Origin of the sequence: Edaphobacter flagellatus (genome assembly GCF_025264665.1) — a bacterium.
Classification (GTDB): domain Bacteria; phylum Acidobacteriota; class Terriglobia; order Terriglobales; family Acidobacteriaceae; genus Edaphobacter; species Edaphobacter flagellatus.
Map to the genome: position 1 here is coordinate 3,017,494 of NZ_CP073697.1, position 24,434 is coordinate 3,041,927.

The window sequence follows — 24,434 nt, forward strand, 5'->3', positions numbered from 1 at the left end:
TACGTTCCCACAAGACTCGAGTTGCAAGGCTGTTTGTCTCTTGGTTGCCAGGTTTAGTGGCAATTCTTTTTGGGTTTGGCTTAGCAAATGGAGCAGCGTACGCAGTTACGGCAACTACGACGACGCTGGCTATTTCTGCGTCGAATGTGCCATACAAAACGCCGATCACCTTGACGGCAACGATTACTGCCGGGGGATCGCCAGTCAGTTCCGGACTGGTGCTGTTCTGCGACGCGACGGCGACGTACTGCGAGAATAATTCGACGCTGTTGGCTCGTGTGCAGGTAACGACTGCGGGTATGGCAGTTGTGAAGGTTGGCAGCGGCCCACTTGGTATCCACAGCTATAAGGCTGTCTATCGAGCAAATAATTCCTACGCATCCAGCACATCAAATACGGTGAGCTACACCGTGCAGGGAACCTATGCGTCGAGCACGGTGATCGCTTCTTCAGGGACGGTGGGGAATTACACGCTGGGATCGACCGTGAGCGGCGTAGGAGCCAATACATCACCTGGGCCGAGCGGTTCGGTATCGTTCATCGATACAAGCGCAGGGAACAATGTGTTGGGTACGGAGCCTTTAGGAACTCCGACACTGACAAATACTTTTAGTCAGGCACCAAATTCGCCGTTTGCTATCGGCGATGGCTTGTCGGTTCTGCGGTCTCTTGTCGTCGCGTCATCGTATTTAGATGGTGATAACAATCTCGATGCTGTGACTGGCGACGCCGATCAGGTGATCACTGTGCTATTGGGCAATGGGGATGGCACCTTCAAGCCAAAGGTGAATTATCCAGGGTGTCCATCGCTCTCTACAAATACCGATGTTGCTTTGAAGATTCTTCTTGCGGACTTCAATCGTGACGGTAATACGGATATTGCTTTGGGATGTTCGGATAAATCGAATGGTGGTGTTGGCATTCTATTGGGCAACGGCGATGGTACGTTCCAACCAGTTATCTGGAATGCCACTGGGAACCTTTCAGGCGTTGCCATGGGAGATTTTAACGGCGACGGTATTCTGGATCTTGCCGTAGCAAATAGCAGTCAACAGACAGTGCAGATACTGATTGGCAATGGAGACGGCACATTTCAAGCGCCAGTGACAGTGATTAACACGCCGAAGGCTATAGGCGATATTGTTGTGGCCGATTTCAACGGTGACGGCAAAGACGATCTGGCCTATGCAGTTGGGACTGCTGTGCCTGCTAGTACGCTATCGGATCTTTATGTGGCGCTTGGTAAAGGCAACGGCACTTTCAAGACGCCAACACGTCAGGCTTCGCAGATCGGCGAATTTCTTGCAACAGGGGATACGAACAGCGACAACATCCCAGACATTGTTTCATCGACGATAACGCTGCAGGGAGCTCCTAGCACTCGATATATCACTAACAGCATGTTTGTGCTGATCGGCAATGGTGACGGCACCCTCCAAACGCCTGTCTCCTATGTCTCCGATATTCCTTCTGATCCGCATCTTGCCGATGTGAATGGAGACGGCAAGGCTGACATTATCGCCGGTGGCAGTTACGGTGCTCTAGTGTATCTGGGCAATGGCGATGGTACGTTCCAGCCGTATAACGAGCCGGTCATCGGCAACTTTACATTGACCTACGCGGTGAATGCGGGAGATTTCAACAATGACGGCAATGCCGATCTGATCGGCACAGATGCCAATAGTCCACGTGCAGCTGTCGCATTGAGCGATGTGAAGCAGGCTTCCGATGCAAATGCGCTTACCGGAGTCGCGGTATTTCCGCTGGGCAGCGGTGTGCACGATGTCGATGCGAGCTATTCGGGCGATTCAATCTATCTCACCAGCGTGTCTCCGACGGTGCCGTTGTTGGCGGCTCCAACGCCAACTACGTTGACACTGAATGCTTCCCCTGCAGCTGAAGCCGCGGCAGGCCAACAGGTTACCCTGACCGCAACGCTTAGCCCTTATACGGTTGGTCCGCCAACAACGACAACGGACGGTGAGACGGTCAATTTCTATAGCGGCAGTACCCTGGTTGGGAACGGTACGTTGGGTAGCGGCGTTGCAACTCTTGTCACAACCTCCCTGCCCGCAGGTACGAATGCTTTAAAGGCGGTTTATCCGGGAGATACGAACTACAACACAAGCTCATCGAGCTCTGTGAGCTTCAATGTTTCAAGCGTTACGGTGACGACTAATCCGAATCCCTCGAGCTACGGCCAGGTAGTAACGCTGACTGCGACGGTCGCCTCGGGATCGACAGGCACGGTGACTTTTCAGGACGGTAGTACTGCATTAGGCACAGCGGCGATCTCCGGGACAACGGCGTCAATTACGACCTCTACACTCAGTGTTGGCTCGCATAGCATCACAGCTGTCTATAACGGCGACAGCACGCATGTCGCAGCTATTTCTTCTGCCGTGACACAAGTCGTCAACAAGCTCAATCCCACTGTTTCTGTAACCACTTTGGGGCAGAGTACTTATCTGTCCCTGGTGACAATTACGGCGACAGTTCCGAGTGATGCAACAGGTACTGTGGTGTTTGTAACCGGGACGACGACACTGGGAACGGCCACCGTCAGTGGAGGTTCGGCATCGATTACAGCGACGGCGCTACCAGTTGGCAATAATGTCATCACGGCCAACTACTCCGGAGACGGCAATTACAACGCCGGCTCGGCTTCAACGACGCGCGCCGTGACGAAGGCGAGTCCATCATCGGCGCTGACTTCGTCGGCCAATCCTTCGACTTATGGCAGCAACGTTATCTTTACCGATACGCTGCCATCGAGCGCAACTGGCACGGTTACATTCACGGCTGGCCCTACTGTTTTAGGTACAGTTGCTCTAGTGAATGGCATTGCGTCGATCAGCACTGCAAACCTTGCAATCGGCAACACAACGATTACGGCGACCTATAACGGAGACGGTAACAACAACACCTCTGTTGCCTCACTAGTTCAGGCAGTCGTAAAGGCGACGCCCAATTTGGTGCTGGCATCTTCGTCTAATCCTTCGACGGTGGGGCAGTCTGTAACCTTTACGGCCACACTGCCTGCAGCATCAACGGGCACAGTGAGCTTTATGAATGGGGCGACGGTATTGGGGACGACCACGATCTCCAATGGTGTTGCTACGGTTACGACAGGTACGCTTCCGACGGGCACGGATACGATTACGGCGCAGTATGCGGGTGATACGAACTACAACGCGGCTTCGTCAACTCTCGATCAGGTGGTCAATAAGCTGACACCCACTGTGACGGTCACAACGTCCGGACCAAGCATTTATGGTAACTCGGTCACGATTAGTGCATCTGTATCGGGTTCGGCAACGGGTACGGTCACCTTTATGAATGGCGGGACAGCGCTGGGTACGGCGACGATCTCCGGCGGAGCCGCGACGATTTCAGTTTCGACACTTTCGGTCGGTAGCGACACGATTACGGCGAACTACGGCGGCGATACGAACAATAACACCGCCAGCGGCACGGTTGTGCAGGTCGTCTCGAAGGCTACTCCAACCTCAACGTTGACCTCATCGATAAATCCATCGGTCTACGGAAGCCCGGTGACGTTTACGGATACATTGCCGACAGCTGTAACGGGTACAGTCACGTTTACCAATGGGGCGACCGTGCTTGGATCTTCAGCGGTGAATGGTGGAGTCGCAACATTGAGTACGACATCGCTTGTTGTTGGCACAAGCATTATTACCGCGACCTACAATGGGGATAGCAATTACACCGCAGCAACGTCGACACTCAATCAGATCGTTGGGAAAAACACGCCAACACTCTCCGTTTCGACGTCAGGCCCAAGTATCTATGGCGCTTCGGTGACGATTACGGCTGCGCTGCCTACAGGGGTAACGGGAACTGTCTCATTTGTAAGCGGAGTAACGTCTCTCGGCAGTGCCCCGATCAATGCGTCGGGAATCGCAACAATTACAACGACCGTGCTGCCGGTGGGTACAGATACGATCACGGCAACGTATGCTGGCGACTCCAACAACAATGGAGCGACGGGAGCGACGACGCAGATTGTCTCGAGAAGTGCGACGACGATCAGCGTGACAACTTCGGGGCCGAGCACGTATGGAAGCCTAGTGACGATTACGGCAACCGTGCCTTCAACCGGTACGGGTACCGTGGCGTTTACAAGCGGAGGAACTTCGCTGGGCACAGCTACTGTAACCAATGGCACGGCAGTCGTCACGACGACTATCCTTCCAGTAGGCACCGATACGATCACAGCAGCCTATGGCGGGGATAGCAACTACAATCCTGCCAGCGCCACGACAACCCAGGCAGTTAGCAAGGTCACACCCACTCTTAATCTCGTATCATCGCTCAACCCTGCCGCTTATGGGCAAAGCGTTACCTTTACAGCGACGCTTCCCGCGACTGTGACAGGTTCTGTAACGTTTAGCAATGGTTTGGGCACGATCGCAGTAAGCAATGGTATTGCTTCCGTCACGACATCTACGCTGCCGGCTGGCTCTACTACGATTACTGCGAATTACAGCGGGGATACTACGAACAACGCTGCGACCGGAAGCCTCGTCGAAACGATCAATCAGAACGCGACGACGGTCACGGTCACGACTTCAGGTCCAAGCATCTATGGAAATCCTGTAACCATTACTGCGACTGTTCCGTCGGCAGCTACAGGAACGATCACGTTTGCCAGTGGCGTACTTCAGCTGGGGATAGTTACCGTTTCCGGTGGAACAGCAGTCGTCACGACCTCAAATCTTCCTGTCGGCGACGATACGATTACGGCATCGTATAGCGGCGATTCGAACTACAGCGCAGGAGTCGGATCTACGATCCAGATCGTTTCAAAGATTACGCCGACTGTGACAGTGACAACCTCAGGACCCAGCACATACGGAAATCCCGTAACGATTACGACGTCCGTGCCTCCGGGGACCACAGGAACTGTAACTGTGAGCAGTGGTGGCACGGTCATTGGTGTCGTTCCAGTAAATCCATCAACTGGCACAGGTACGATTACAACCACAAATCTTCCAGTTGGTATCGATACGATCATCTCCAGTTACAGCGGAGACACGAATAACAACCCCGCGACAGGTACAACAACACAAACGGTTGGGAAGCTTACGCCTGTATTGCCGCCTCCCGGAGTTTCCAGCTCCAACCCCCCGCCCAATACACCTGTGACGATTACCGAGCAAGTCCCCAGCGGCGTTACGGGTTCGGTGACGTTCTCGAACGGGTCGACTGTTTTGGGGACAGCTCCGATTGTGGGGGGAGTAGCAACTATTACAGTGCCATCGCTTCCAGTCGGTTCGAATCCGATCACGGCTTCTGTGCCTGAGACACCTACATATAATGCGGCCACTTCTCCAGCGACTGTCGTTACGGTGTCGAAGATTACGCCGGTGGTTACGTTGATCTCGTCGATCAATCCGGCATCGACAGGCCAGTCGATTGTGTTTACTGCATCCGTTCCTTCCGGTGCTACAGGGGCGATCACCTTCATGGATGGTGGTGTATCGCTGGGAGTAGTCGGGGTGAGCAACGGTCAGGCGTCGATTACGAGTAACACACTTACCGCAGGCACACACCTAATCACAGCGGTGTACGGCGGCGATCAGAGCTACAACGATGCTACGTCCACACCTCTGGCGCAGGTTGTGGGCAAAGGTACTCCGAATCTGCCTCCGCCAGTTGTTTCAAATCCAACTCAGACTTATGGTGGGACCGAGACGATTACGGAGACAGTACCACCAGGTGTGAGCGGGCCGGTCACGTTCTATAACGGCGGCAATCCCATCGGAACGGCGCCGATTGTGAATGGTACGGCGACGATTACGGTTTCCAATCTTCCAGTTGGCTCCAATCCGATCACAGCGTCGACGCCGGGTGACGCGAACAATAATCCTGCGACCTCGCCTGCGACGATAGTAACGATTGTGAAGATAACGCCGGTTCTTCCTGCACCTGGTGTTTCGAATGCGACGCCGGGTCCGAACACGCCTGTAACGATTACGGAGCAGGTGCCAAGTGGTGTGAGCGGTCCCATTACTTTCTCAAATGGATCGACTGTCCTGGGGACGGCGACCGTTGTCAATGGTGTGGCGACGCTGACGGTTCCATCGTTGCCGCTGGGAGTCAATCCGATTACGGCCTCAGTTGCAGCGACTGCAACGAGCAATGCAGCAACCTCGCCCGCTACAAATGTGACCGTTGGACTCACCACTGCGGCTGTTGTGCTGTCCTCTTCCGCTAATCCTGCTGCCATCAATCTGGCCATTACCTTTACTGCCTCCGTACCGGCTGGAGCCACGGGAACGATAATTTTTCATGATGGTGCAACAGTTCTCGGCTCAGGCTCGATCAGCGCAGCAGGAATCGCGACGTGGACGACATCGAGCCTCGCCGTTGGAACGCACCCGATTACAGCCAGCTATAACGGCGACTCAAACTATAACCCCGCTGTCTCGGCTGTTCTATCGCAGGTTGTAGGGAAGTTGCCGACGACGATTACGCTTTCGACAAACAACGGGACAACATTACTAAACGGAGCAGTCACTTTGACTGCCGTCGTGTCGTCGACCGCGCCGACGCCGACAGGTTCGGTAACCTTCCTTGATGGAACAACTGTTTTAGGCTCGATTGCGCTCAGTACCAATGGTGGAGTCGTTGGATTCCAGCTAACAGGCAATGCGGCACTCTCGCTGAGTACGCTTACGAGTGGGTCACATACCATTACGGCAGTCTACTCGGGCGACTCGATGTTCCTTACAAGTACATCAAATCCAGTGGCCGAATTAGTACACGACTTTACGAACAAAAACACAGGAGCCGCGAGTGCGAGCCTCTTCCCGGGAGATTCAGCCAGCTATAAGTTCACTCTTGCGCCGATTGGAACGACAACCTTCCCCAACGCTGTGAATTTGACCATTAGTGGCTTGCCGGAGGGAACATCCTATACGTTCTCGCCAGCTTCTGTCGGATCCGGCAGTGGAAGCACGGACGTTACATTGAATCTGACGACCAGTAAATCGCTCAGGGCTTCAAGCCGCACCCCAACTCATCTAGATTCACACGATTCGTCGATAGCCCTTGGAATGCTTGGGATAGTCAGTCTGGGTGCTGCACGACATTATAGACGTAAGATGCCGCGCATGTTGCTGGTGCTGCTATTGCTGGCCGGGTCCCTTCTACCCGTTGCATCTCTTACTGGATGCACGGGTGGGGGCTACTTTGAACTCTCGCCAACCACGTATACGGTGACCGTCACGGGTACCGAAGGGACGATTCAACATTCAGCGACTGCGACCCTGGTTGTGCAGTAGGAGAAAGACGCATGCATCTTCATAAAGCCGTACTGTTTCTCGTTCTGCTCGCATTGTCTGCAGCTCTCTATGGCCAGGCAATGCCTACTGGAATGAACGCAACGGATATCTCAAGATTTGAGCTAGGCGGAAACTATAATTTTTTCCACGCGAATGCTCCTCCGGGGCAGTGCGGCTGCTTCAATATGAATGGCGGCAGCGGGACTTTTCTGGTGAACCTTACGACGGCGTGGAGTGCGCTGGCTGATATCGCGGTTGCTCAAGCATCGAATGTAAATGGGACGAGCCAGAATATTCTGATCATCAACTATCTCTTTGGCCCACGATATTCTTATAGAAATCACACGCGGTGGGTGCCATATGGCGAGGCTCTGCTGGGTGGCGCAAAGGAGAATGTGAATTTCCAGTTCGATATTAATCGCCAATCGTTTGGTGTGCTGGTAGGAGGCGGAGTCAGCACGAAGATTAAGCCGAAGTGGGGCATCAACGTGATTGAGGTTGACTACGTCTATACAAGAATTCCAAACGCAGTGAATGACACGCAGAACAACCTCCGTATTGCGACGGGAGTAACCTACCACTTCGGCGGCTAAAGAAAGCGATACGTTCTATTGGATGGTGTGCGCGGATTGTGCATGGGCTGCGGCTCTCGCATCGCGGATCAGGTCGGGCAATCCTACGCCACGGTATCCATTGCCGAGCAGCCATAAATTACCTAGTCGCCGGATTCTCGAGTCGAGCTCCGCCATACGCTCCAGGTGACCGACTGCATATTGAGGAAGCGATAAGGGTAGCCTGCGGACGACCGTGACTCGTGGTTTCGGCAGCGGCCCCAATATTCTAGCCAACTCGAGGCGGGCGATGGCCGCGGCTTCGTCATTGCCGCAACGCAGCAAGCGTTCGGCGGCCTGTCCTCCGAAGAATGCACGCAGGAGACGCCCTCCGGGCGGTGTGCGTCCGTTGAACTTTTGATCCATGAAGGTGCAGGCCATGAGAAGCGTGTTGGTGTTGGAGCAGGGGGGGACAAGAAACCCGAATCCTGGAGGGAGTGGGAATTGGTCCGCGCTATCAAAACCGAATGCCACAATCACGGCTGAACTGGCTTCCATCTCCATCAGCTTTGCAGCGCAGGGATCGACCGATTCCAGCAGCGCCTTAGCCGTATGTGCGGGTGCGGCCATCAGGACGGTATCAAATTGTTGTTGTTCTGGCGGCCCATGATTGGAAGCAATGGTGAGAGTCCAGCCGTTCTCATCATGTTGAAGGTCGTTGACCTTGGTGTTGAGTTGTATCCAGCCAGGTGGAATGGAGGCCACCATGCGATCGATAAGAATGGCTAATCCGCTCCTAAGCGTCGTGAAGATAGCACTCTTTTTCCGATCCGAATTGTGAGCTTGCAGCGCAGTGATTAGACTTCCATGTTCGCGTTCCATTGCGACAAAGGGCGCCATTACTGCACGAACACTTAGTTTGCTGACGTCACCGCCGAAGACTCCGCTGAGCAACGGTGCACCGATCTTTGTTAAAACCTCGTCGCCAAAATGGCGCCGTACAAAAGCTGCGACACTCTCATCGTGTGCGGGTGAGGTGGCCATCAATTCGCTTGCACGTGATGGCTCTTCGCAAAAAGATTGTTTTGCTGATGGGCTAAACAGGTCCGATGCAGAGAGTGCGTCAAGATCGCTAGGGACCATCATGCGCATGCCATCAGGCATTACTCTTAGTTGGTCCTCAACGAGGACGTATGTCTTTCGGCCTTGGTCGTTGGATGGGATGAGATCGTCTTCAAGACCAAGCTCGATAGCCAGTTCACGAGCCCAGGGTTTTTCGCTGACCCAGCCATCGGGGCCGCCTTCGATAACGAAACCTCCCTCATATATGGTTTCTACTGTGCCGCCTAGGCGCGGAGATGACTCGTAAAGAGCAACCTGTAGTGCCTGCGTGCCGCTACTAGCAAACTTCGCCAGCTCGTAGGCGGCAGTAATTCCAGCAATGCCACCACCTACAATGGCTATGCGTTTCATTGCAGCACCCGGCGAGTGTGTATGTGCGTTGCTGGGAACTGCAATGTCATGCAATCCTCATTACAGCTGAGTCGTCAAGACTTATTGCATCTGTATTGGATGCGAGGTCCGCCAGAGCGCGAGTCAGTAAAGGAGAATCATTCAGGCTTTCGGCGCGCCAGAGCTTCAGGCCGATCTCGTCTGCGATCTCGCGGAAGGCGATATCAATGTCGTAAAGGATCTCTACGTGATCGCAGAGGAAACCAACCGGCTGCATTACGACACCTCTGTGGCCCTCGTCCTTCAGAGACTTTAGTGTTTCTTCGACGGTGGGGCCTATCCAGGGGCCGCCACTCACTCCCTGACTCTGAAATGCGAAATACCAATTCTTTTCCTTGAACCCGACAACTGCGAGACGTTCAGCGACCATCGCGGCTGTACGTTTTGCCTCCACAGGGTATGGGTCAGGAGTATTTTGGACTGAAGTACCAGGGCGTGCACCTGCGATGGAGGCTTCGCCGGTCATGATGGTGCGGCAGGGAACACTGTGTGCCGTGAAGAGCACGGGCACGCGGTAACCTGCTTGCGCACAGGCTTCGGCCCATACGGGCCATAATTTTTCGGCGAAGGCTTGTGCCAACAACGGATGGTCCGCCCAACCCGAAATAAATTCGACCGCAATTTCTGAGGCTGCTGTCATCAGAGCTCGACGATACAGGCCAACACTTGTACGCGAGTTTTGCGGAGCCAGACAGATGGCACGTATATGAGTTACCCCGTCTGCACGCATCTTGGCGACGACATCAGCAATATATGGATGCCAGTTGCGCATAGCCACATATACCGGAGTGCCAGACAAGGCTTGCTCCAGCAATTGTCCCTGCTTGATGGTCCACTTTGTCAGAGGAGGGGGTTCTGTACCGGGAGTTTCTCCGAGACCGATCTGAGCATAACGATGCTTCAGTTCTTCGACGACTGCGTCCGGGAGGGTTCTGCCCCCAGTCACTTTGCCCAGATACTCGGCCATCTCTCCCAGAACATCAGGGGTTCCGTGGGCCAGTAGAAGGACAGCTTTGCTCATCGTGCGCTGAACTCCTTTACCCATTCTACGGTTTTGACGACATTGTCTACAGGAGTGCCGGGAACAATGCCGTGTCCCAAGTTAAAGATATGGCCCGGGCGCCCTGCAGCTTGTTGGAGAATCTCGCGTATACGCGATTGCAGAACCTCTTCAGAAGCAAAGAGCGTAATTGGGTCGAGATTACCTTGCACCGCGCAGCCTTCACCAAGAGCCTTCCATCCTTCGGCGAGAGGAACACGCCAGTCCAGGCCGATAACATCTGCTCCGGTCTCACGCATTGTCGAAAGGAGAGAAGCTGTGTCGACGCCGAAATAGATAACCGGAACGCCAAGCGCCTGCACGCGCTGTACTAGTTCGGTAGTTGGCTTGAGGCAGTACTCTTTGTAGTCGGTTACGCTCAGGGAACCTACCCAGCTGTCGAATATCTGGATGACATCTGCTCCTGCTTCGACCTGTTGCGCAGCGAAGCCTACAAGTACCTCGACCAGTTTCTGCATCAGCAATGGCCATGCAGCACTGTTGCTATACATCATGCGCTTGGTCTCGATGTAGTTGCGCGAGGAGCCACCCTCGATCATATAGCTGGCGAGTGTAAAAGGAGCTCCACAGAAGCCGATGATACCGAGTGCGTCACCATCGGTGCGCGGAGAAGAGAAGTGGTGCGCGACTTTCTGAATGGCTTTGGCGACGTAACTTAGTTCAGCGATGCGGTCAGTGCGTAGGGCCTGTACCTGTTCGAGTGTACGAACTGGCGAATGAACGACAGGGCCCTCACCAGCGAGGAACTCGAAGTCAACTCCCATTGGGGTGAAGGGGAGAAGAAGGTCTGCAAAGATAATGGCTGCATCCACGCCAAGCCGTTCAGCGGCAGTAATCGTTACTTCGGCTGCAATATCAGGGGTGCGACATATATCGAGCAAAGAATGGTGCTTTCGCACTGCCATGTATTCAGGCATATATCTGCCAGCCTGCCGCAGAAGCCACACTGGGGTGCGGTCAACATGTTGACGCAGACAGGCACGAACAAATCGACTCGCACCGAAGATTTGTTCGTTGCCGGCGATTTCAAAGTGGTTTGCCGCTGGGGTATTGCTCAAAAGACTCTCCATCTATTCTTTTGAGCCTAGCACCAGCGGCCTAGGGGCTTCCACAATGACCGTTTATCGGTTGAACGACCGGAATGGAATTCTGTACACCACACCGACACTCCACGCATAAGGAGTGAGATAAATAGGCGTGTATTTATCGAGATGCCATTTTTCGAACTGCATATCTCCGCGCAGGGCAAAACGTGGAGTGAGGTCATAATCCAATCCACCGCCAAAGCTTTTCGTTATCGTGGCATCGTCGATATACGGTTTACCGTTCGGCAGGATGGCTGGAGTTTGCAAGTGATAATTGATGGTGCCAGCGCTAAGCAGAAAATCGGCGTAAGGATGCCAATGGTTGATTGGCTTTTCCACGCGAATGCCACCACCCCAGGACTTTTCATCGACGGTCGTGCCATTGGCAATCTTCGCGCGGAATTCGATTGAGGGATTGACCCACCAGCGTGTATAGCGCGTGTAATCTATGCCGAATGTGATTCCGTTATTTTTTTGTGGACCATAATCGGGGGTCAGCCTGGAATACAGCCCAAAGGCGGATAAATCCGCCTTTTTTACACCTGCTGGATTAGCCTGTGCAGTGAGTGTTTTGGGAATTGCGAGGGCAAAGAGAGAAACGATTACGACCCAAGCTGAAAAGTTCGGGTTTGCTCGAGAGAAAAGCGATTGCCTGAACAAGGCGATTGTCCGCATCCGTTGGGCCTCCACAGGGTTGTGCGCTCGATATAGGCAGCGACTAAGAGTGTCGACGCACTGCGTTTTTCGCACTACGCCAATCCTGCGTGACTATTTGGATGCAACTTTATGCACACCGTTTGCTCAGTGGCATTATGAAAAACTCTTTAATAGCGATAAATAATTTTGTTTTCAGTCCTCTAGGCGGAAACTGAAGTCCTCGATCACGGGATTGGTCAGGACCTCACGGGCAATGCGCGCTACTTCTGCTTCGGCGGCAGTTTTCTCTAAACCATCATCGATAGTGAGCACGAAATACTTCCCCTGGCGCACATCGGCGACCCCTTGATACATGCGCCGTAGAGCATCTGCAATCGTCTGCCCCTGGGCATCCAGTACCGTTCGTTTCAGCGTGACATAGACATAGGCCTTCATCTTGCTTGATTATAGACGTGGTGTTGTTTTCTGTAATCGATGTAGAGGAAGAACCTCGGTCATCGCTATCTTTGCTATCTTTTGGCTAAATCATATTCTTATTGAGAAGAGAACCTCATTTTTACTATGCCGAACTATCTTGAGCTCCCCGTGGGCGCGAACTCGCCCGAAGTGATCAACGCCGTTATCGAGATTCCTCTTGAGGCGATTAATAAGTACGAATACGACAAGGAACTCCATGTCTTTCGTCTTGATCGAAACCTCTACTCGCCGGTGCACTATCCGGGAGATTATGGTTTTATTCCATCGACTCTCGGCGATGATGGCGATCCACTCGATGTTCTGGTGTTGGTCGATGCACCCAGCTTTCCTGGCTGCGTGATGGAAGTGCGCCCAATTGGCCTGCTGGAGATGAAGGACCAAGGGCTTGGTGATGAGAAGGTGCTTGCGGTCGGAAAAGGAAACCCCCGCTACAAAGACGTGTGGAACTTCTCGGAGATCTACCCGCATATTCTCAAGGAGATTACTCATTTCTTTTCCATCTATAAGGATCTCGAAGGAAAGCGCGTAGAGGTGAAGGGCTGGCGGGATGCCTCCTTTGCCCGTGCCAAAGTGATTGAGGCCCAGCAGCGCTTTTTGGATAAACAGGTTGAGTCCGGGGTGAAAGAGGCAACAGCGAAATAATTTCTGTGTGTAGGATAGAGGTTCTGGATGTCGGTCCAAACTGGGGATCCAAAAGGAATCGAGCACAGATTCTGCCACCCACGCTATAATCACAATAACCCCGTGAAAACGGATCCCGGAGAGTTGGCCGAGTGGCTGAAGGCGGCGGTTTGCTAAACCGTTATAGGGTCAAAAGCTCTATCGGGGGTTCGAATCCCCCACTCTCCGCCAGTGTCCTCTAATTAACGAACTTATATTTTGTGGTTGGCCGAATTTCGGCGAAATCTGCGATCATCCTTCTCCAGAATCCCTCTCAGATGGAAAGACACTGAGAATACAAAACTAAAATTTGGCGCGCCGATTCTCTGCCCATTGTTGATCCGAAACAATCCTCTGCAACATGGCGGAAGCAAGAGTTTTGCACGCTTAACGCGCATTAGGGCCTCATCTCAAAAATTGACAACCAATAAGGATGAAGGCCTGCAATCGTCATTATCTGCCGAGATGCCAGCGGAAATATGTCTGCTCTACGATCCCCGCTTCCTTGCGTGCCTGCGCCGCTATCCCCACTTCGATATGTCGAAGCAGGTTCAACCACTGCTCTCTGCCGGGTAATGCTTACCTCGTCTAATCTTGCTCTCCCTGTTCCTGTTAGTCTCTCGTTCACTGGTACAAAGACGCATATCCACTCCCGTATTGTTGCAAATGAATTCTGATTGCCTACGCTGTCAGCAAAATGCGAATATCAGAGCCAACCCATGATGAATCGTCGAAGCTTTCTGCAGACTGCCACCGCACTGACCGTAATGTCCGCTGTGTCCGCCCGAGCCAGCACCCGGCTACCCATTCGCATGGCGGTTGAGTACAACATGTTGCCCGAAAACATGTCTATCCTGCAGCGTTTTCAGCTTGCGAAGGATTGTGGCTATGAGCAGATCGAGTGTCCCACTACATCGGATCAAGCCGATGCAGAGGCAATGAAGACCGCTTCGGAGAAGGTTGGTCTGCCAATTCACTCCGTCATGAATATGGATCATTGGAAGTACCCATTTTCCTCCATCGATCCGGCTGTAGTGGAGAAGAGCCTTGAGGGGGCACGCACCTCCATTCGAAATGCACACCTCTGGGGGGCCTCTACGGTACTGCTGGTACCGGGAGTGGTGAATGCCCAGGCATCCTATAAGGATGCGTATACGCGTTCGCAGATCGCCATTCGCAAACTGATTCCTTTAGCTGAGGAGCTAAATGTATCGCTTGCGCTGGAAGAAGTCTGGAACAAGTTCCTACTCAGCCCGCTGGAGTTTGCACGCTATATCGACGAATACAACTCCCCTCATATACGCGCCTATTTCGATGTGGGCAACGTCGTACTCTACGGCTATCCGCAGGATTGGATTCGTACGCTGGGCAAGCGCATTACGAAGCTGCACATCAAGGATTTTTCATTCCGACGCGATAAGGCCCGCGGCGAGATGGTGGCTCGCTGGGTATCTCCGGGTGATGGCGATATCGACTGGACTGCGATCTATACAGCGCTGGAAGAGATTGGCTATCAGGGAACGGCGACGCTCGAACTCAGTTCCGGCGACGCGGACTATCTGAAGGAAATGCGTCGCCGCTTTGCTCTAATTCTGTCCGGCGAGTTACGACCTAAGGCTTAACCGGAAGTTTCGCTCTGCTAGGTGGAATCACACGCGGTCACGCACAGCACACGTAACTTCGAATATTCGCCCATTTGCGTCTACTGCAAGTATGATTCACCTCATGCGATTGACTAGTCTCTGTCTTCTGCTGACAGCTAGCCTGATGCCTCTAGTTGCTCTGGGGCAAGCACCCGGCTCTCAGCTGCCGGAAGGTGCGCACCGTGAAACCGTCCAACGCGCCTGCTCAGGTTGCCATACCGTACAGATGTTTACTGGACGCAGAATGACCCGGCAGCAGTGGGGTACTACCGTTTCGAGCATGATCGGCCGCGGTGCAAAGATTACCGATGACGAGTTCGATCAGATCGTCGGCTATCTCACAACAACCTTTCCTCTCAATGAAGAAGCCAGCTCAGGCACAGCTCCTTCTAAGGAAGGCAAGCCTCCTCGCAGGCCTGGGCTGATGGATCAAGTTGGCTCCAGTGACAAGCAAGTTGTCGATCCAGATGCCGCTGCCCTTGGCAAGACAATCTATATTGCGCAGTGCATTACCTGTCACGGAACGCATGCACGCGGTGGCAGCCGCGGAACCGACCTAGTGCGCTCGGTGCTGGTTCTTCACGATCGCTACGGTAGTACGGTTGGGCCGTATCTTACGCAGGGACATCCCAAGGCGAATCCCGTGACTCTGACCAAAGAGCAGGTAGTGAACTTGTCTCACTTTTTGCATCAGCAGATTGGCGATACGCTGCGTTCGGGCCCCTATAATCACCCCTTGAATATCCTGGTGGGCGACGCTAAGGCAGGGAAGCTCTACTTTGAAGGCGCTGGAGGTTGCACGCGGTGCCACTCAGCGACCGGCGACATGGCACACATTGCCAGCAAATACGAACCAGCCGCACTGCAGCAGAGGGTCGTATTCCCGGAGAACCGCGCAATCACTAAGCAGGGCACCGCTTCGCGACAACATAGTGTGACGACCGTTACCGTTACAACGTCCTCCGGAGCAACAGTGACTGGCGAACCATCGAATATCGATGATTTCAATATCTCCCTGCGAGATGCCACTGGCCAATATTTCAGCTTCACCCGCAGCCCCGACCTCAAGGTAGAGAAGAACAATCCTTATGCCGGCCATCAGGCACTTCTCGATACATACACCGACAAGGATATTCACGACGTTGTGGCCTACCTGGAGACCCTGCAATGAAGCTTCTTTCGATTCTCTCTGTAGCCCTGTTTACTCTTGCGTCCATGCATGCCGCAGGCCAGCAACAGCCGACAGGTACAGGCCTTGATCCAGCGGCGCTACTTCATCCAATGCCAGATTCCTGGCCGACTTACAATGGAGACTATTCCGGCAGACGTTTCAGTACGCTGACTCAAATCAACGACAAGAATGTGAAAGCTCTTAGCCTTGCATGGCTCTATCAGTTGCCCAATGTGGGTGAAGGTGTGGTTCGGCGGCTTGCAGGCACGCCGATTGTCGTGAACGGTGTCATCTACATCACTGTGCCAGACCATGTGTGGGCGATTGACGCACGCTCGAGCCAGACCTTGTGGCACTATGGGTGGACCTCCAAAGGAGGCATTCACCTTGGCAATCGTGGAGTTGGTATCTCCGGTAATTCTTTGTACTTCGAAACTCCGGACTGCAATCTAGTCGCGCTGAATATCGCGGATGGCAAAAAGCTTTGGAGCCAGTCCATCTGCGACCTGGACCAGATGTATTACGCCTCAGTGGCTCCCTTGGTAGTGAAAAACCATGTCATTACTGGCGTCAGCGGCGATGATCTGGACCGCCCTGGATTTCTTGAGGCTCATGATCCGGAAACTGGCGCATTGCAGTGGCGCTGGTCGGTTGTGCCAAAGCCGGGTGAGTTTGGTTCTGAGACCTGGCCTAATGCCGATGCGATGGCGCATGGAGGCGGCATGACCTGGATCTCACCCACCTACGATCCGGAGCTGAATCTTCTCTACATCGGTACGGGAAATCCGCAGCCGGTGCTCGCCGCAAGTAAACGCGAGGGCGCCAATCTCTATACAGAGTCCATCGTGGCTCTTCATGCTGACACAGGAGAGATGGCATGGTATTTTCAACCATCGCCACATGACACCCACGATTGGGACGCGGTCCAGACTCCCGTTCTGTTCGACGGAGAAATGGAAGGCAAATCGCGCAAACTGCTGGCACAAGCAAGTCGCAATGGCTGGTTTTTTGTGTTGGATCGCGAGACAGGAAAGAACTATGTCAGTTCCGAGTTTGTAAAGACAAACTGGACCAAGGGGCTGGACGCCAAGGGGCAGCCGATTCCCAACCCTTCCAAAGAACCACAGATTCCCGGCGTGTTGGTTACACCAGATGCTTCAGGCGGAGTGAACTGGGAACCGCCAACATTCAGTCCGGCAACAGGGCTGTTTTATGTCAACGCAACGCACTCGTATTCGATGTTCTACATCTATGACGACAGCGACAAACCAGAAGGTTGGGGCGGTCAACAAAACGGTCATTGGTCTCAGTCAATGCTGCAAGCGATGGATTATCGCACTGGCAAAATCAAGTGGAGCCACACGTGGGAGACGCCGGGGAACAAGGGCGGCCTACTCAGCACAGCCGGTAATCTTGTGTTTGCGGGCGATCCGAACAACAATCTTGTCGCACTCGACGCAACCACCGGCAAGTTATTGTGGCATGCCAACCTAAGTACGGGCATGTCTAATGGCCCTATTACCTATGAAGTAGACGGTCGCCAGTATCTGCTCGTTGGCGCAGGTGATAAGTTATTTTCCTTCGTCATGAATTAAGCAGCCATGCAAGAACGGTGAACGTGAGCGGTTTATTCAGTTGTAAAGGTTTTATCGCACTCCTATTTGGAAATTGGGAGTGGAGTTGCGTTGTTTTGAGGTAAGTCGACTCCAAGCTCTTTCGCAGCAGTTACTGCAATCTGCCGCATATCGATAACTCCTAGATTTTTCCCTTGAGCCACTGAGGGGCCCATGATGAAGAAGGAAGACTGCAGTTCCGGATGTGTTGGCAAAAATCCGTGAGTGCCCTTCTGTAAGGCACTAGTGATAAGTGGCGTGGTTAAGCCTCGGCCAATATAGTAACCGGGTAAGCAATCGATAAGGAATGCCGTTTCCGGCGCGCCTCCAAACGCCTTTGCTTCCTCGCTCGATAATACTCGAGCGATACCATTGGCAGGGTTTTTCTGAAGATCTTCCAGAATCCTCTTTACGTTCGCTTTGGTTATTTCGTCGTTGGGATCATGCAGCATCACAACTGCGCTTCCTCCACCTGTCCAGGAGAATGCCTTCCACGAATCAATATGCTCCGCAGGATTTTGCGATATGGTCAATATCCCCCGGCGCGCGAATTCCGAATTGAGATTGATGACGTGGCTTACGGGAAAGAATCCATGATCAGAAACGATCATGATATCGGCATTGGGATATGCTGCAAGCTCAGTATCTACAATCTGCTTGAGTTGACTGTCGATCCTTTTGAGTGCGGCATAAGCTTCCGGGGAATCGGGTCCACTATGGTGTTGTGCTTCATCTAAACCACTAAGGTGGACGGTCATGAATACCGGCTTCTCACGACGAATGATCGCAACAGCCGCGCGCATAGCAAATTCGTCTTCATCCTCCTCGGGAGAGTACATTCCGATCTCATTTTCCAGATCGGCAAGAAACCCATCCGGTCGTGATACGGCCTCCAAAAGATAGTGATCTGCGGGAGTATGCCCAGTACTGATCGAGGGAATGTTGTAGTCGATGCCACGAGCCCCGAGGCTGACCGGCCATAAAACACTGGCGGTTTTCAAGCCTTTCATGTGAGCAGCTTCCCACAGCGTGGGAACGCGGATTGCGTTTCCGTACTCCATCTGTGCAGCTTTGGAGTTCGAAATTGGATCCTGTAGCATATTGTTAAAAATTCCGTGCTGCTCAGGGTGCGTCCCAGTCACGAGAGTTACATGGTTCGGATTCGTGATTGTCGGCACCATATTGATCACACTTTCCGCATAAGCACTCCTCCTAAGCAGACTTTGCAGAAACGGCGTTTCGCTAGCATGGTCTTCTGCGTGCAGAACATAGTGCGGGTTCATTGCATCCACCGAAATCATCAGGACAGGCTTGGCCTCATCGGCTGTCTGTGCCCAAAGACTGCTGGAGAACGCAACGATAACAGCATAGAAAGAACGCGTTACGACATTTGAGCCGAAAAGCACTGAGATACCCCTCGAGAAATTTAGGAAGCATTCTCGGATTTGGGTCCGTAACCCGAGAGTGCTGATTAGAAGAGAAACTTTGCTGCCAGCTGAATAACACGGGGTAGATTAGATTGGTCAGATACGCCCGCAATTTTGCCAAAATTAGCGTTTGTCGCATCTGTTACAGGGCCGTTGTACCACTGCGGCGTGTTGGTTAGATTTAGGAAATCGGCGCGCAGCGTAAAGGTGAGACCTTCACGAATCGGTGTTTCCTGCATAATGCTCGCATCCAGATTTCGGATCGGAGGGTTACGCACATAGCTAAGTCTTGTGCTCCAGGTCTGAAGGGTGTCTGAAGCGCGTGTCACCCAGACAGGGGTCTCTCCTGGTTGACAGTTCTGCAATGTTCCCGTGCTCAATTGAGTGCAAGTGTTAAACCAGCGAGTCAGGCTCGAATTCACAAGCTTTGCGCTTGCACCTGTCGGCGTTACTCCGGTTGGCGTTGTCAGCGGCATACCCGACTGAATCCGTGCGAGAGCACTGATGCGCCAACCACTGATTATGCCGCGAGGGACCGTGGGCACCCCAGCTCCCCAACGTTGTCCGCGTCCAAACGGCAGATCGTAGACGCCATTGATCTGGATGCTATGAGCTACATCCCACGCCGCGACGACTTTCTCTGGATTAGTATCTTGCGGATTCGCAAACGAGGTTCGACCAAGCGTCTTGGAATAGGTATATGCGAGGCTGGCGCTCGCCCCTCGATTCATACGCTTCTGTAAGAGAGCATGCATGGCGTTATAGTTTGAGCTACCCACTGAATTCGCTATCTCGGTGATTGAAAGGAATTGTGGATAAGGACGCAGCAGCTGACGTCGCTGCACAGTTGCTGCGTTGAGTGAGGTCCCCGGCAAAAGCCCCGCGAATGGGTTGCTTACATTGGTAGACAAATAGGGCGTCCCAAGTGCAAGGCTGCTAGCCGATATCTCGTTGATCGATTGTGTGAGACCAAGACTCGTAGTCCTGCTGCCAACATAACTGAGGGAAAACAGTGCCTGAAGAGGAAGCTCTCGTTGCAATTCGACAGAGTATTGTTGCGTCCACGGAAGCTTTCGTTGCGGAGTCGCAAAGGTTAGGGCCTGTCCTAGATTGGCAGACAACCCCAGGGCTGCACCGGTTGGTTTCTGAATTCCTGCTGGAAATGGATTATCTAGCAGATTTGACGGAATTCCAGTGACCACCGACGTTACCATCGCCGTTTGCTGACTGAAGCCTGGTGCATTGCCAGGGTCATCGAAGGTTTGCGAATAGACCAGGCCATAGCCTCCACGCAAAACCGTCTTTTCGTTAACTCGATATGCAGCTCCGATGCGAGGACCGAAATTATTCCAGTCGGTGTCGTAGATACCACGCGGCGTCCCGTTTACGCCTGCGTAGATCAGACCGCCCTTAAGGTTCATTCCTGGAACAGCCAGGGGACTGGTTGCGTTGAAATCAAAGCCTCGTGCTACCGCGTTGTGCCGATCCGTCATTGAGGTCTGCACATCCCAGCGCACGCCTGCGTTCACTGTGAGTCGGTCTGACACATGGATGTCATCTTGGATGAAGATCGAGTTCAGCATTTGTTGCCGGGCCTCAGTCGTATTGACGTCTACATAGCCGGACTGAGCCGTGCCCAGCAGGAACGATGCGATCGAACTGCCTGAGAAAGAATTTGCCGTATTAGGATCGCTGCCTGTAAAGATCGTATTGAAGGTGAAATTGCCAGAGCTATATCCCGGATTAATGATGTACACACGATTAAGATAGACTTCGCCTCCCATACGCAACGTGTGACGCCCTGCCTGCATGTATAAAAGTCCTTGAAAAGCATTTCCCTGCGAGATCGGGCTTATACCCTGCGGCTGCGCGCCGGCACCTCCATACCCGGCCATATTCATCACCGGAATGTTATTCGGCACCTCCCCGGCAAATGTTCCGTTGAAGCCTAGTTTGTCGAGGCCATAGTTGAGCCCCTGAAAGGCGCCGTTGCGTAGCAGAAAACGTTCAAAACCCGTGCGCAGATCTAACGTCATCTTTGCATTCAGCACATGAGTAAACTGCACCGTGGCATTGTGGTTCTCGCGGTTGTACTGCGAGTTCTTGGTTGTGTCGAAAGGATTGATGCTGCCGGTTGTCGAATAAATGAACCCACGCGATTCAGTAAGTTTATTGCGTGAGTAGCGCCCAAACATCCGTGTGGAAGGAGAAAGCGTATAGTCAACACGCGTAACCCAGTTATCGAACAGATCCGTAAATTTTCGTGCTCCGGGCCCGTTCACGAGATTATTCAGATGGGTCAAAGAATTACCAGCGACATTGCCCTGCGGGAGACCGGCCAGGACATTCTGAGCTACCTGGCTCATCATCGATTTTGGAATAATATTGCCCGGGAACGGATCGCGAACATACTTCTTCGCAACCGGATCATACCGGGTACTGTACGGGTTGTAGATTGTCTTCAACAGCTTGTTGCCGTTTGCATCGACACCATAGAATGTCTGCGAGAAGTCACCGTTTCTCTCTGCAGTAGTGGGCACCGAAGTCGTAAAGGGATCAGGAATAAACTGACGCAGCTCCTCGTAGGCAAAGAAGCCAAAGAGGCGGTTCTTCAGGATGGGGCCGCCGATGGAACCGCCGAACGTGTTGATGTGCGAATTCCCTCGCGGCTGTCCTGTGTAATTTGAGTTGTATGTATTCGCATTCAGAACCGTATTCTGAAACAGTTCATATGCTGATCCATGAAAGCGGTTCGTCCCAGATTTAGTCACGACGTTTACCACGCCGCCACTCGTCCAGCCGTATTGAGCATCATATACAGACGTCTGTACGCGAAACTCATCGGTTGCCGACACCGGAGGCACATATGCCACGGTGCTCGACTGCGACAGCGCCGAAGTGCCATCCACCAGAACTTCATTTCCACCGGGCTGCCCTCCATTAATTGACATGCCGGTCGATCCACCCACATCAAACGGACGCAGTCTTTGCGCACCTGATGTAACTGCAACTCCGGGTGCGGACCACGCTTGAGCAAAGATATTCTGCCCCTGAAGCGGCATGTTCTCCACGCGCGCATGATCGATGGTCATCCCTCGATCGGCTGACTGCACATCGATGAGGCCGGTCGACGCTGACACCACGATCTCCTGCGTCACGCCTGCAGGGGATAGCGCCAGATTTACCTCTGTGTTTTGCGCCAGCAAGACCTCAACATTGATCGCTTTGGCAATGTTGAATCCTGCTTTCGTCGCGATGACATCATATGTTCCAGGATTGAGGAACGGGACACGATAAATTCCCTCGGCGTCTGTCTTGACCGCCTGATCGGTTCCATTCTGGGACGAGTGGATCGAAACACTAACATCTGGTACCGCATACCCGCTCGGGTCCAGAATTTTTCCAGAGATCGTGCCTCGAAATTCCTGGGCCATAAGAGAAAAGGCGGACGCTACAAGATAAGTGACAAGAAGTGTAAATCGTCGAATGGATCGATCAAGCATGGCGTACCTTTGCGGTTATCTGTGAAAAGCTTCACGGGCAACCCGTTCATCGCGCGATACCGACGTTTTGCAAGCAAACGCGAGCGAACGAGACAAAAATGAATGGGCTTGTCGTCGGTTAGGAATAAAGTAGATCGCGTTTTAGTCATGCTTCCAGCAAATTCACAGAAACACGACATGTCATCAATCAATTCAGCGAGATGCGCGATGTTAAATGCAGCGATAATCATCTGCCATTCACATGTTGCAGTCTGTTCACAAAAAGTTCGTACGATAACTTCAAGCCGAAACAATAAAAGAAAGAGGGGATTTTGTTATCCAACGAGGCAGTCTCTGCGGCAGAAAAGCGAGCGCTGATAGGGCGTATCGTCGCCTCTCCCCAATTCAACAAGTCCGAACGTCTTTCGAGCTTTCTGTTACATATCTGTGAACTGTCCATCGAGGGGCGCATCGCAGAACTTAGCGAGAAGGAAATAGGTCACGCGGTCTTCCAGCTGCCCGTCGACTACGATCCGAGTATCGATGGAATCGTACGCTCTCATGCCAGTCGTCTTCGTCGCAAGCTTGAGATGTACTACCTGCGCGAAGGAAGAAATGAATCCGTCCGAATCTTCATTCCACGCGGAGGTTATCAACCGCGCTTCGAATCTGCCATCATCCAGGCGACGGCATCGCCCGGTAGATATGATTCCAAGGATTCTCCGAATCCAACCCCTGCGGCCCCAATTACCTTAGGCGAAAATCTCAACACAGCCAGGTGGAGTGATCCAACCGCGCAACTCAAAGGCCAGAAAGATGGTTACTGGCGCGCTTTTCTTCCTTGGTTCCATCCTATACAGGCAATAATTGGCGTGGTTTTGCTTGTAAGCGCATTCACACTTGTCTCTATATATAGAATCCGCACACATCCCATCTCCCTATGGAATGAAATGTTTGCCAAGCAGCATCCTACCATCGTCGTCCCAGGAGACAGCGGTGTCGTCATGTGGCAGGATCTGCAGCAAAAAAATCTTAGCCTTGCCGACTATCTCTCATCTTCCTTTTGGAAATCTCAGGCAAATCTTGCCGACAATAAACAACAACTTGCTCTTGCGATGATAGGCCGTCGCTACACTTCAATGGTCGACCTTGATATTGCTCAAAAAATCTCTCATATCGCATATCTGCATAACTCTGAAGCTTTATTGCGCTATGCGCGTGATGTAAGACCGAATGACCTTAAGCACAACAATGTTGTTCTGATTGGCAGCAGCGAAACCAATCCATGGAACCAGATGTTCCAGGGCCAGATGAATTTCATCCTGCACAAAGACCAAGACAAGACCATATACGCAATCGAGAACCGGCAGCCCCGCCTAGGAGAGCCCTCTCAATGGCTCTCTGATCCCACGGCACAGCTATATACCGTTTATTGCAAGGCGTCGTATCTCGCTAACCCAAGTGGAGAAGGCAATATTCTTCTCCTGGAAGGAACCTCTATGGCCGGAACCGAATGCGCTTGGGAATTCTCGGCTGACCAACGCCGAGTGATGCAATTTCTCCGGCAGGCTAACTGGTCCGCAGGTTACATTCCTCACTTCGAGATCCTTCTCAAAACCAAAAACTTGGGTGGAGATTCTGCCGAAAGCTCCATTGTTGCCTGGCGCATCATTCGATAGGGGAAAACGGGACTCAAATTGAAGGTTTCAGGCTGAGAGCCTCATCGTTGGCGTATATATCCTTATGCGCGTTGCGAATGGATGGCTAGCTTTTGCCATCGATTTGG

14 protein-coding genes and 1 tRNA gene are annotated in these 24,434 nt (G+C 52.8%); 8 read left to right on the top strand and 7 right to left on the bottom strand.

The window, feature by feature from the left end; all coding sequences use genetic code 11:
* Positions 1 to 56 precede the first annotated feature (56 nt).
* Together KFE13_RS12665 and KFE13_RS12670 are read left to right on the top strand one after the other, a co-directional pair.
* Positions 57 to 7,310 (top strand): beta strand repeat-containing protein, encoded by a 7,254-nt coding sequence (locus KFE13_RS12665; RefSeq protein ID WP_260703476.1) that lies wholly within the window; start codon positions 57 to 59, stop codon positions 7,308 to 7,310.
* Positions 7,311 to 7,321: 11 nt separating this feature from the next.
* The gene (locus tag KFE13_RS12670) at positions 7,322 to 7,903 is read left to right on the top strand and encodes a porin family protein (RefSeq protein WP_260703477.1); all 582 of its coding nucleotides are present in this window, start codon (positions 7,322 to 7,324) and stop codon (positions 7,901 to 7,903) included.
* A gap of 15 nt (positions 7,904 to 7,918) precedes the next feature.
* Here the strand turns inward: KFE13_RS12670 and hemG are convergent, their stop codons facing one another.
* The 5 genes from hemG to purS form a co-directional block, all read right to left on the bottom strand.
* Entirely contained in the window at positions 7,919 to 9,334 is a 1,416-nt protein-coding gene (hemG, locus tag KFE13_RS12675) for a protoporphyrinogen oxidase (protein WP_260703478.1), read from the bottom strand.
* 46 nt (positions 9,335 to 9,380) lie between these two features.
* Positions 9,381 to 10,394, bottom strand: coding sequence for a ferrochelatase (gene hemH / locus KFE13_RS12680; RefSeq protein WP_260703479.1), 1,014 nt, complete (start codon positions 10,392 to 10,394; stop codon positions 9,381 to 9,383).
* Positions 10,391 to 11,503, bottom strand: a complete 1,113-nt coding sequence (gene hemE / locus KFE13_RS12685; RefSeq protein WP_390891566.1) for a uroporphyrinogen decarboxylase — start codon at positions 11,501 to 11,503, stop codon at positions 10,391 to 10,393. The genes hemH and hemE overlap by 4 nt, the downstream gene beginning before the upstream one ends.
* 51 nt (positions 11,504 to 11,554) lie before the next feature.
* The gene (locus tag KFE13_RS12690) at positions 11,555 to 12,193 is read right to left on the bottom strand and encodes a hypothetical protein (RefSeq protein ID WP_260703480.1); all 639 of its coding nucleotides are present in this window, start codon (positions 12,191 to 12,193) and stop codon (positions 11,555 to 11,557) included.
* A 174-nt stretch (positions 12,194 to 12,367) separates the two neighbouring features.
* Entirely contained in the window at positions 12,368 to 12,610 is a 243-nt protein-coding gene (purS, locus tag KFE13_RS12695) for a phosphoribosylformylglycinamidine synthase subunit PurS (RefSeq protein ID WP_260703481.1), read from the bottom strand.
* Between the two features lie 126 nt (positions 12,611 to 12,736).
* Here purS and KFE13_RS12700 point away from each other — a divergent pair, with 126 nt between their 5' ends.
* The 5 genes from KFE13_RS12700 to KFE13_RS12720 all read left to right on the top strand — a co-directional run bounded on the left by KFE13_RS12700 (position 12,737) and on the right by KFE13_RS12720 (position 17,721).
* Positions 12,737 to 13,294 carry an inorganic diphosphatase gene (locus KFE13_RS12700; RefSeq protein ID WP_260703482.1) on the top strand — a complete coding sequence of 186 codons (558 nt, stop codon included), beginning with the start codon at positions 12,737 to 12,739 and terminating at the stop codon, positions 13,292 to 13,294.
* 117 nt (positions 13,295 to 13,411) lie between these two features.
* Positions 13,412 to 13,504: transfer RNA gene (locus KFE13_RS12705), tRNA-Ser, on the top strand.
* Between the two features lie 527 nt (positions 13,505 to 14,031).
* Positions 14,032 to 14,934, top strand: coding sequence for a sugar phosphate isomerase/epimerase family protein (locus tag KFE13_RS12710; protein ID WP_260703483.1), 903 nt, complete (start codon positions 14,032 to 14,034; stop codon positions 14,932 to 14,934).
* Between the two features lie 103 nt (positions 14,935 to 15,037).
* Entirely contained in the window at positions 15,038 to 16,126 is a 1,089-nt protein-coding gene (locus KFE13_RS12715) for a c-type cytochrome (RefSeq protein ID WP_260703484.1), read from the top strand.
* Positions 16,123 to 17,721, top strand: a complete 1,599-nt coding sequence (locus tag KFE13_RS12720; protein ID WP_260703485.1) for an acido-empty-quinoprotein group A — start codon at positions 16,123 to 16,125, stop codon at positions 17,719 to 17,721. The genes KFE13_RS12715 and KFE13_RS12720 overlap by 4 nt, the downstream gene beginning before the upstream one ends.
* Before the next feature lie 62 nt (positions 17,722 to 17,783).
* On the opposite strand, the gene KFE13_RS12725 is transcribed toward KFE13_RS12720, so the two are convergent.
* Both KFE13_RS12725 and KFE13_RS12730 read right to left on the bottom strand, forming a co-directional pair.
* Positions 17,784 to 19,145, bottom strand: coding sequence for an alkaline phosphatase family protein (locus KFE13_RS12725; protein WP_260703486.1), 1,362 nt, complete (start codon positions 19,143 to 19,145; stop codon positions 17,784 to 17,786).
* Positions 19,146 to 19,210: 65 nt separating this feature from the next.
* Positions 19,211 to 22,600, bottom strand: a complete 3,390-nt coding sequence (locus KFE13_RS12730) for a TonB-dependent receptor (RefSeq protein WP_260703487.1) — start codon at positions 22,598 to 22,600, stop codon at positions 19,211 to 19,213.
* A 380-nt stretch (positions 22,601 to 22,980) separates the two neighbouring features.
* Here KFE13_RS12730 and KFE13_RS12735 point away from each other — a divergent pair, with 380 nt between their 5' ends.
* Positions 22,981 to 24,327 (top strand): hypothetical protein, encoded by a 1,347-nt coding sequence (locus KFE13_RS12735; RefSeq protein WP_260703488.1) that lies wholly within the window; start codon positions 22,981 to 22,983, stop codon positions 24,325 to 24,327.
* The last annotated feature ends 107 nt before the right edge of the window (positions 24,328 to 24,434 follow it).

Bases quoted from the DNA above. Each gene is read 5' to 3' on its own strand.
- KFE13_RS12670 (WP_260703477.1), top strand. From the start codon at position 7,322: ATGCATCTTCATAAAGCCGTACTGTTTCTCGTTCTGCTCGCATTGTCT.
- hemG (WP_260703478.1), bottom strand. From the start codon at position 9,334: ATGAAACGCATAGCCATTGTAGGTGGTGGCATTGCTGGAATTACTGCC.
- hemH (WP_260703479.1), bottom strand. From the start codon at position 10,394: ATGAGCAAAGCTGTCCTTCTACTGGCCCACGGAACCCCTGATGTTCTG.
- hemE (WP_390891566.1), bottom strand. From the start codon at position 11,503: ATGGAGAGTCTTTTGAGCAATACCCCAGCGGCAAACCACTTTGAAATC.
- KFE13_RS12690 (WP_260703480.1), bottom strand. From the start codon at position 12,193: ATGCGGACAATCGCCTTGTTCAGGCAATCGCTTTTCTCTCGAGCAAAC.
- purS (WP_260703481.1), bottom strand. From the start codon at position 12,610: ATGAAGGCCTATGTCTATGTCACGCTGAAACGAACGGTACTGGATGCC.
- KFE13_RS12700 (WP_260703482.1), top strand. From the start codon at position 12,737: ATGCCGAACTATCTTGAGCTCCCCGTGGGCGCGAACTCGCCCGAAGTG.
- KFE13_RS12710 (WP_260703483.1), top strand. From the start codon at position 14,032: ATGATGAATCGTCGAAGCTTTCTGCAGACTGCCACCGCACTGACCGTA.
- KFE13_RS12715 (WP_260703484.1), top strand. From the start codon at position 15,038: ATGCGATTGACTAGTCTCTGTCTTCTGCTGACAGCTAGCCTGATGCCT.
- KFE13_RS12720 (WP_260703485.1), top strand. From the start codon at position 16,123: ATGAAGCTTCTTTCGATTCTCTCTGTAGCCCTGTTTACTCTTGCGTCC.
- KFE13_RS12730 (WP_260703487.1), bottom strand. From the start codon at position 22,600: ATGGCCCAGGAATTTCGAGGCACGATCTCTGGAAAAATTCTGGACCCG.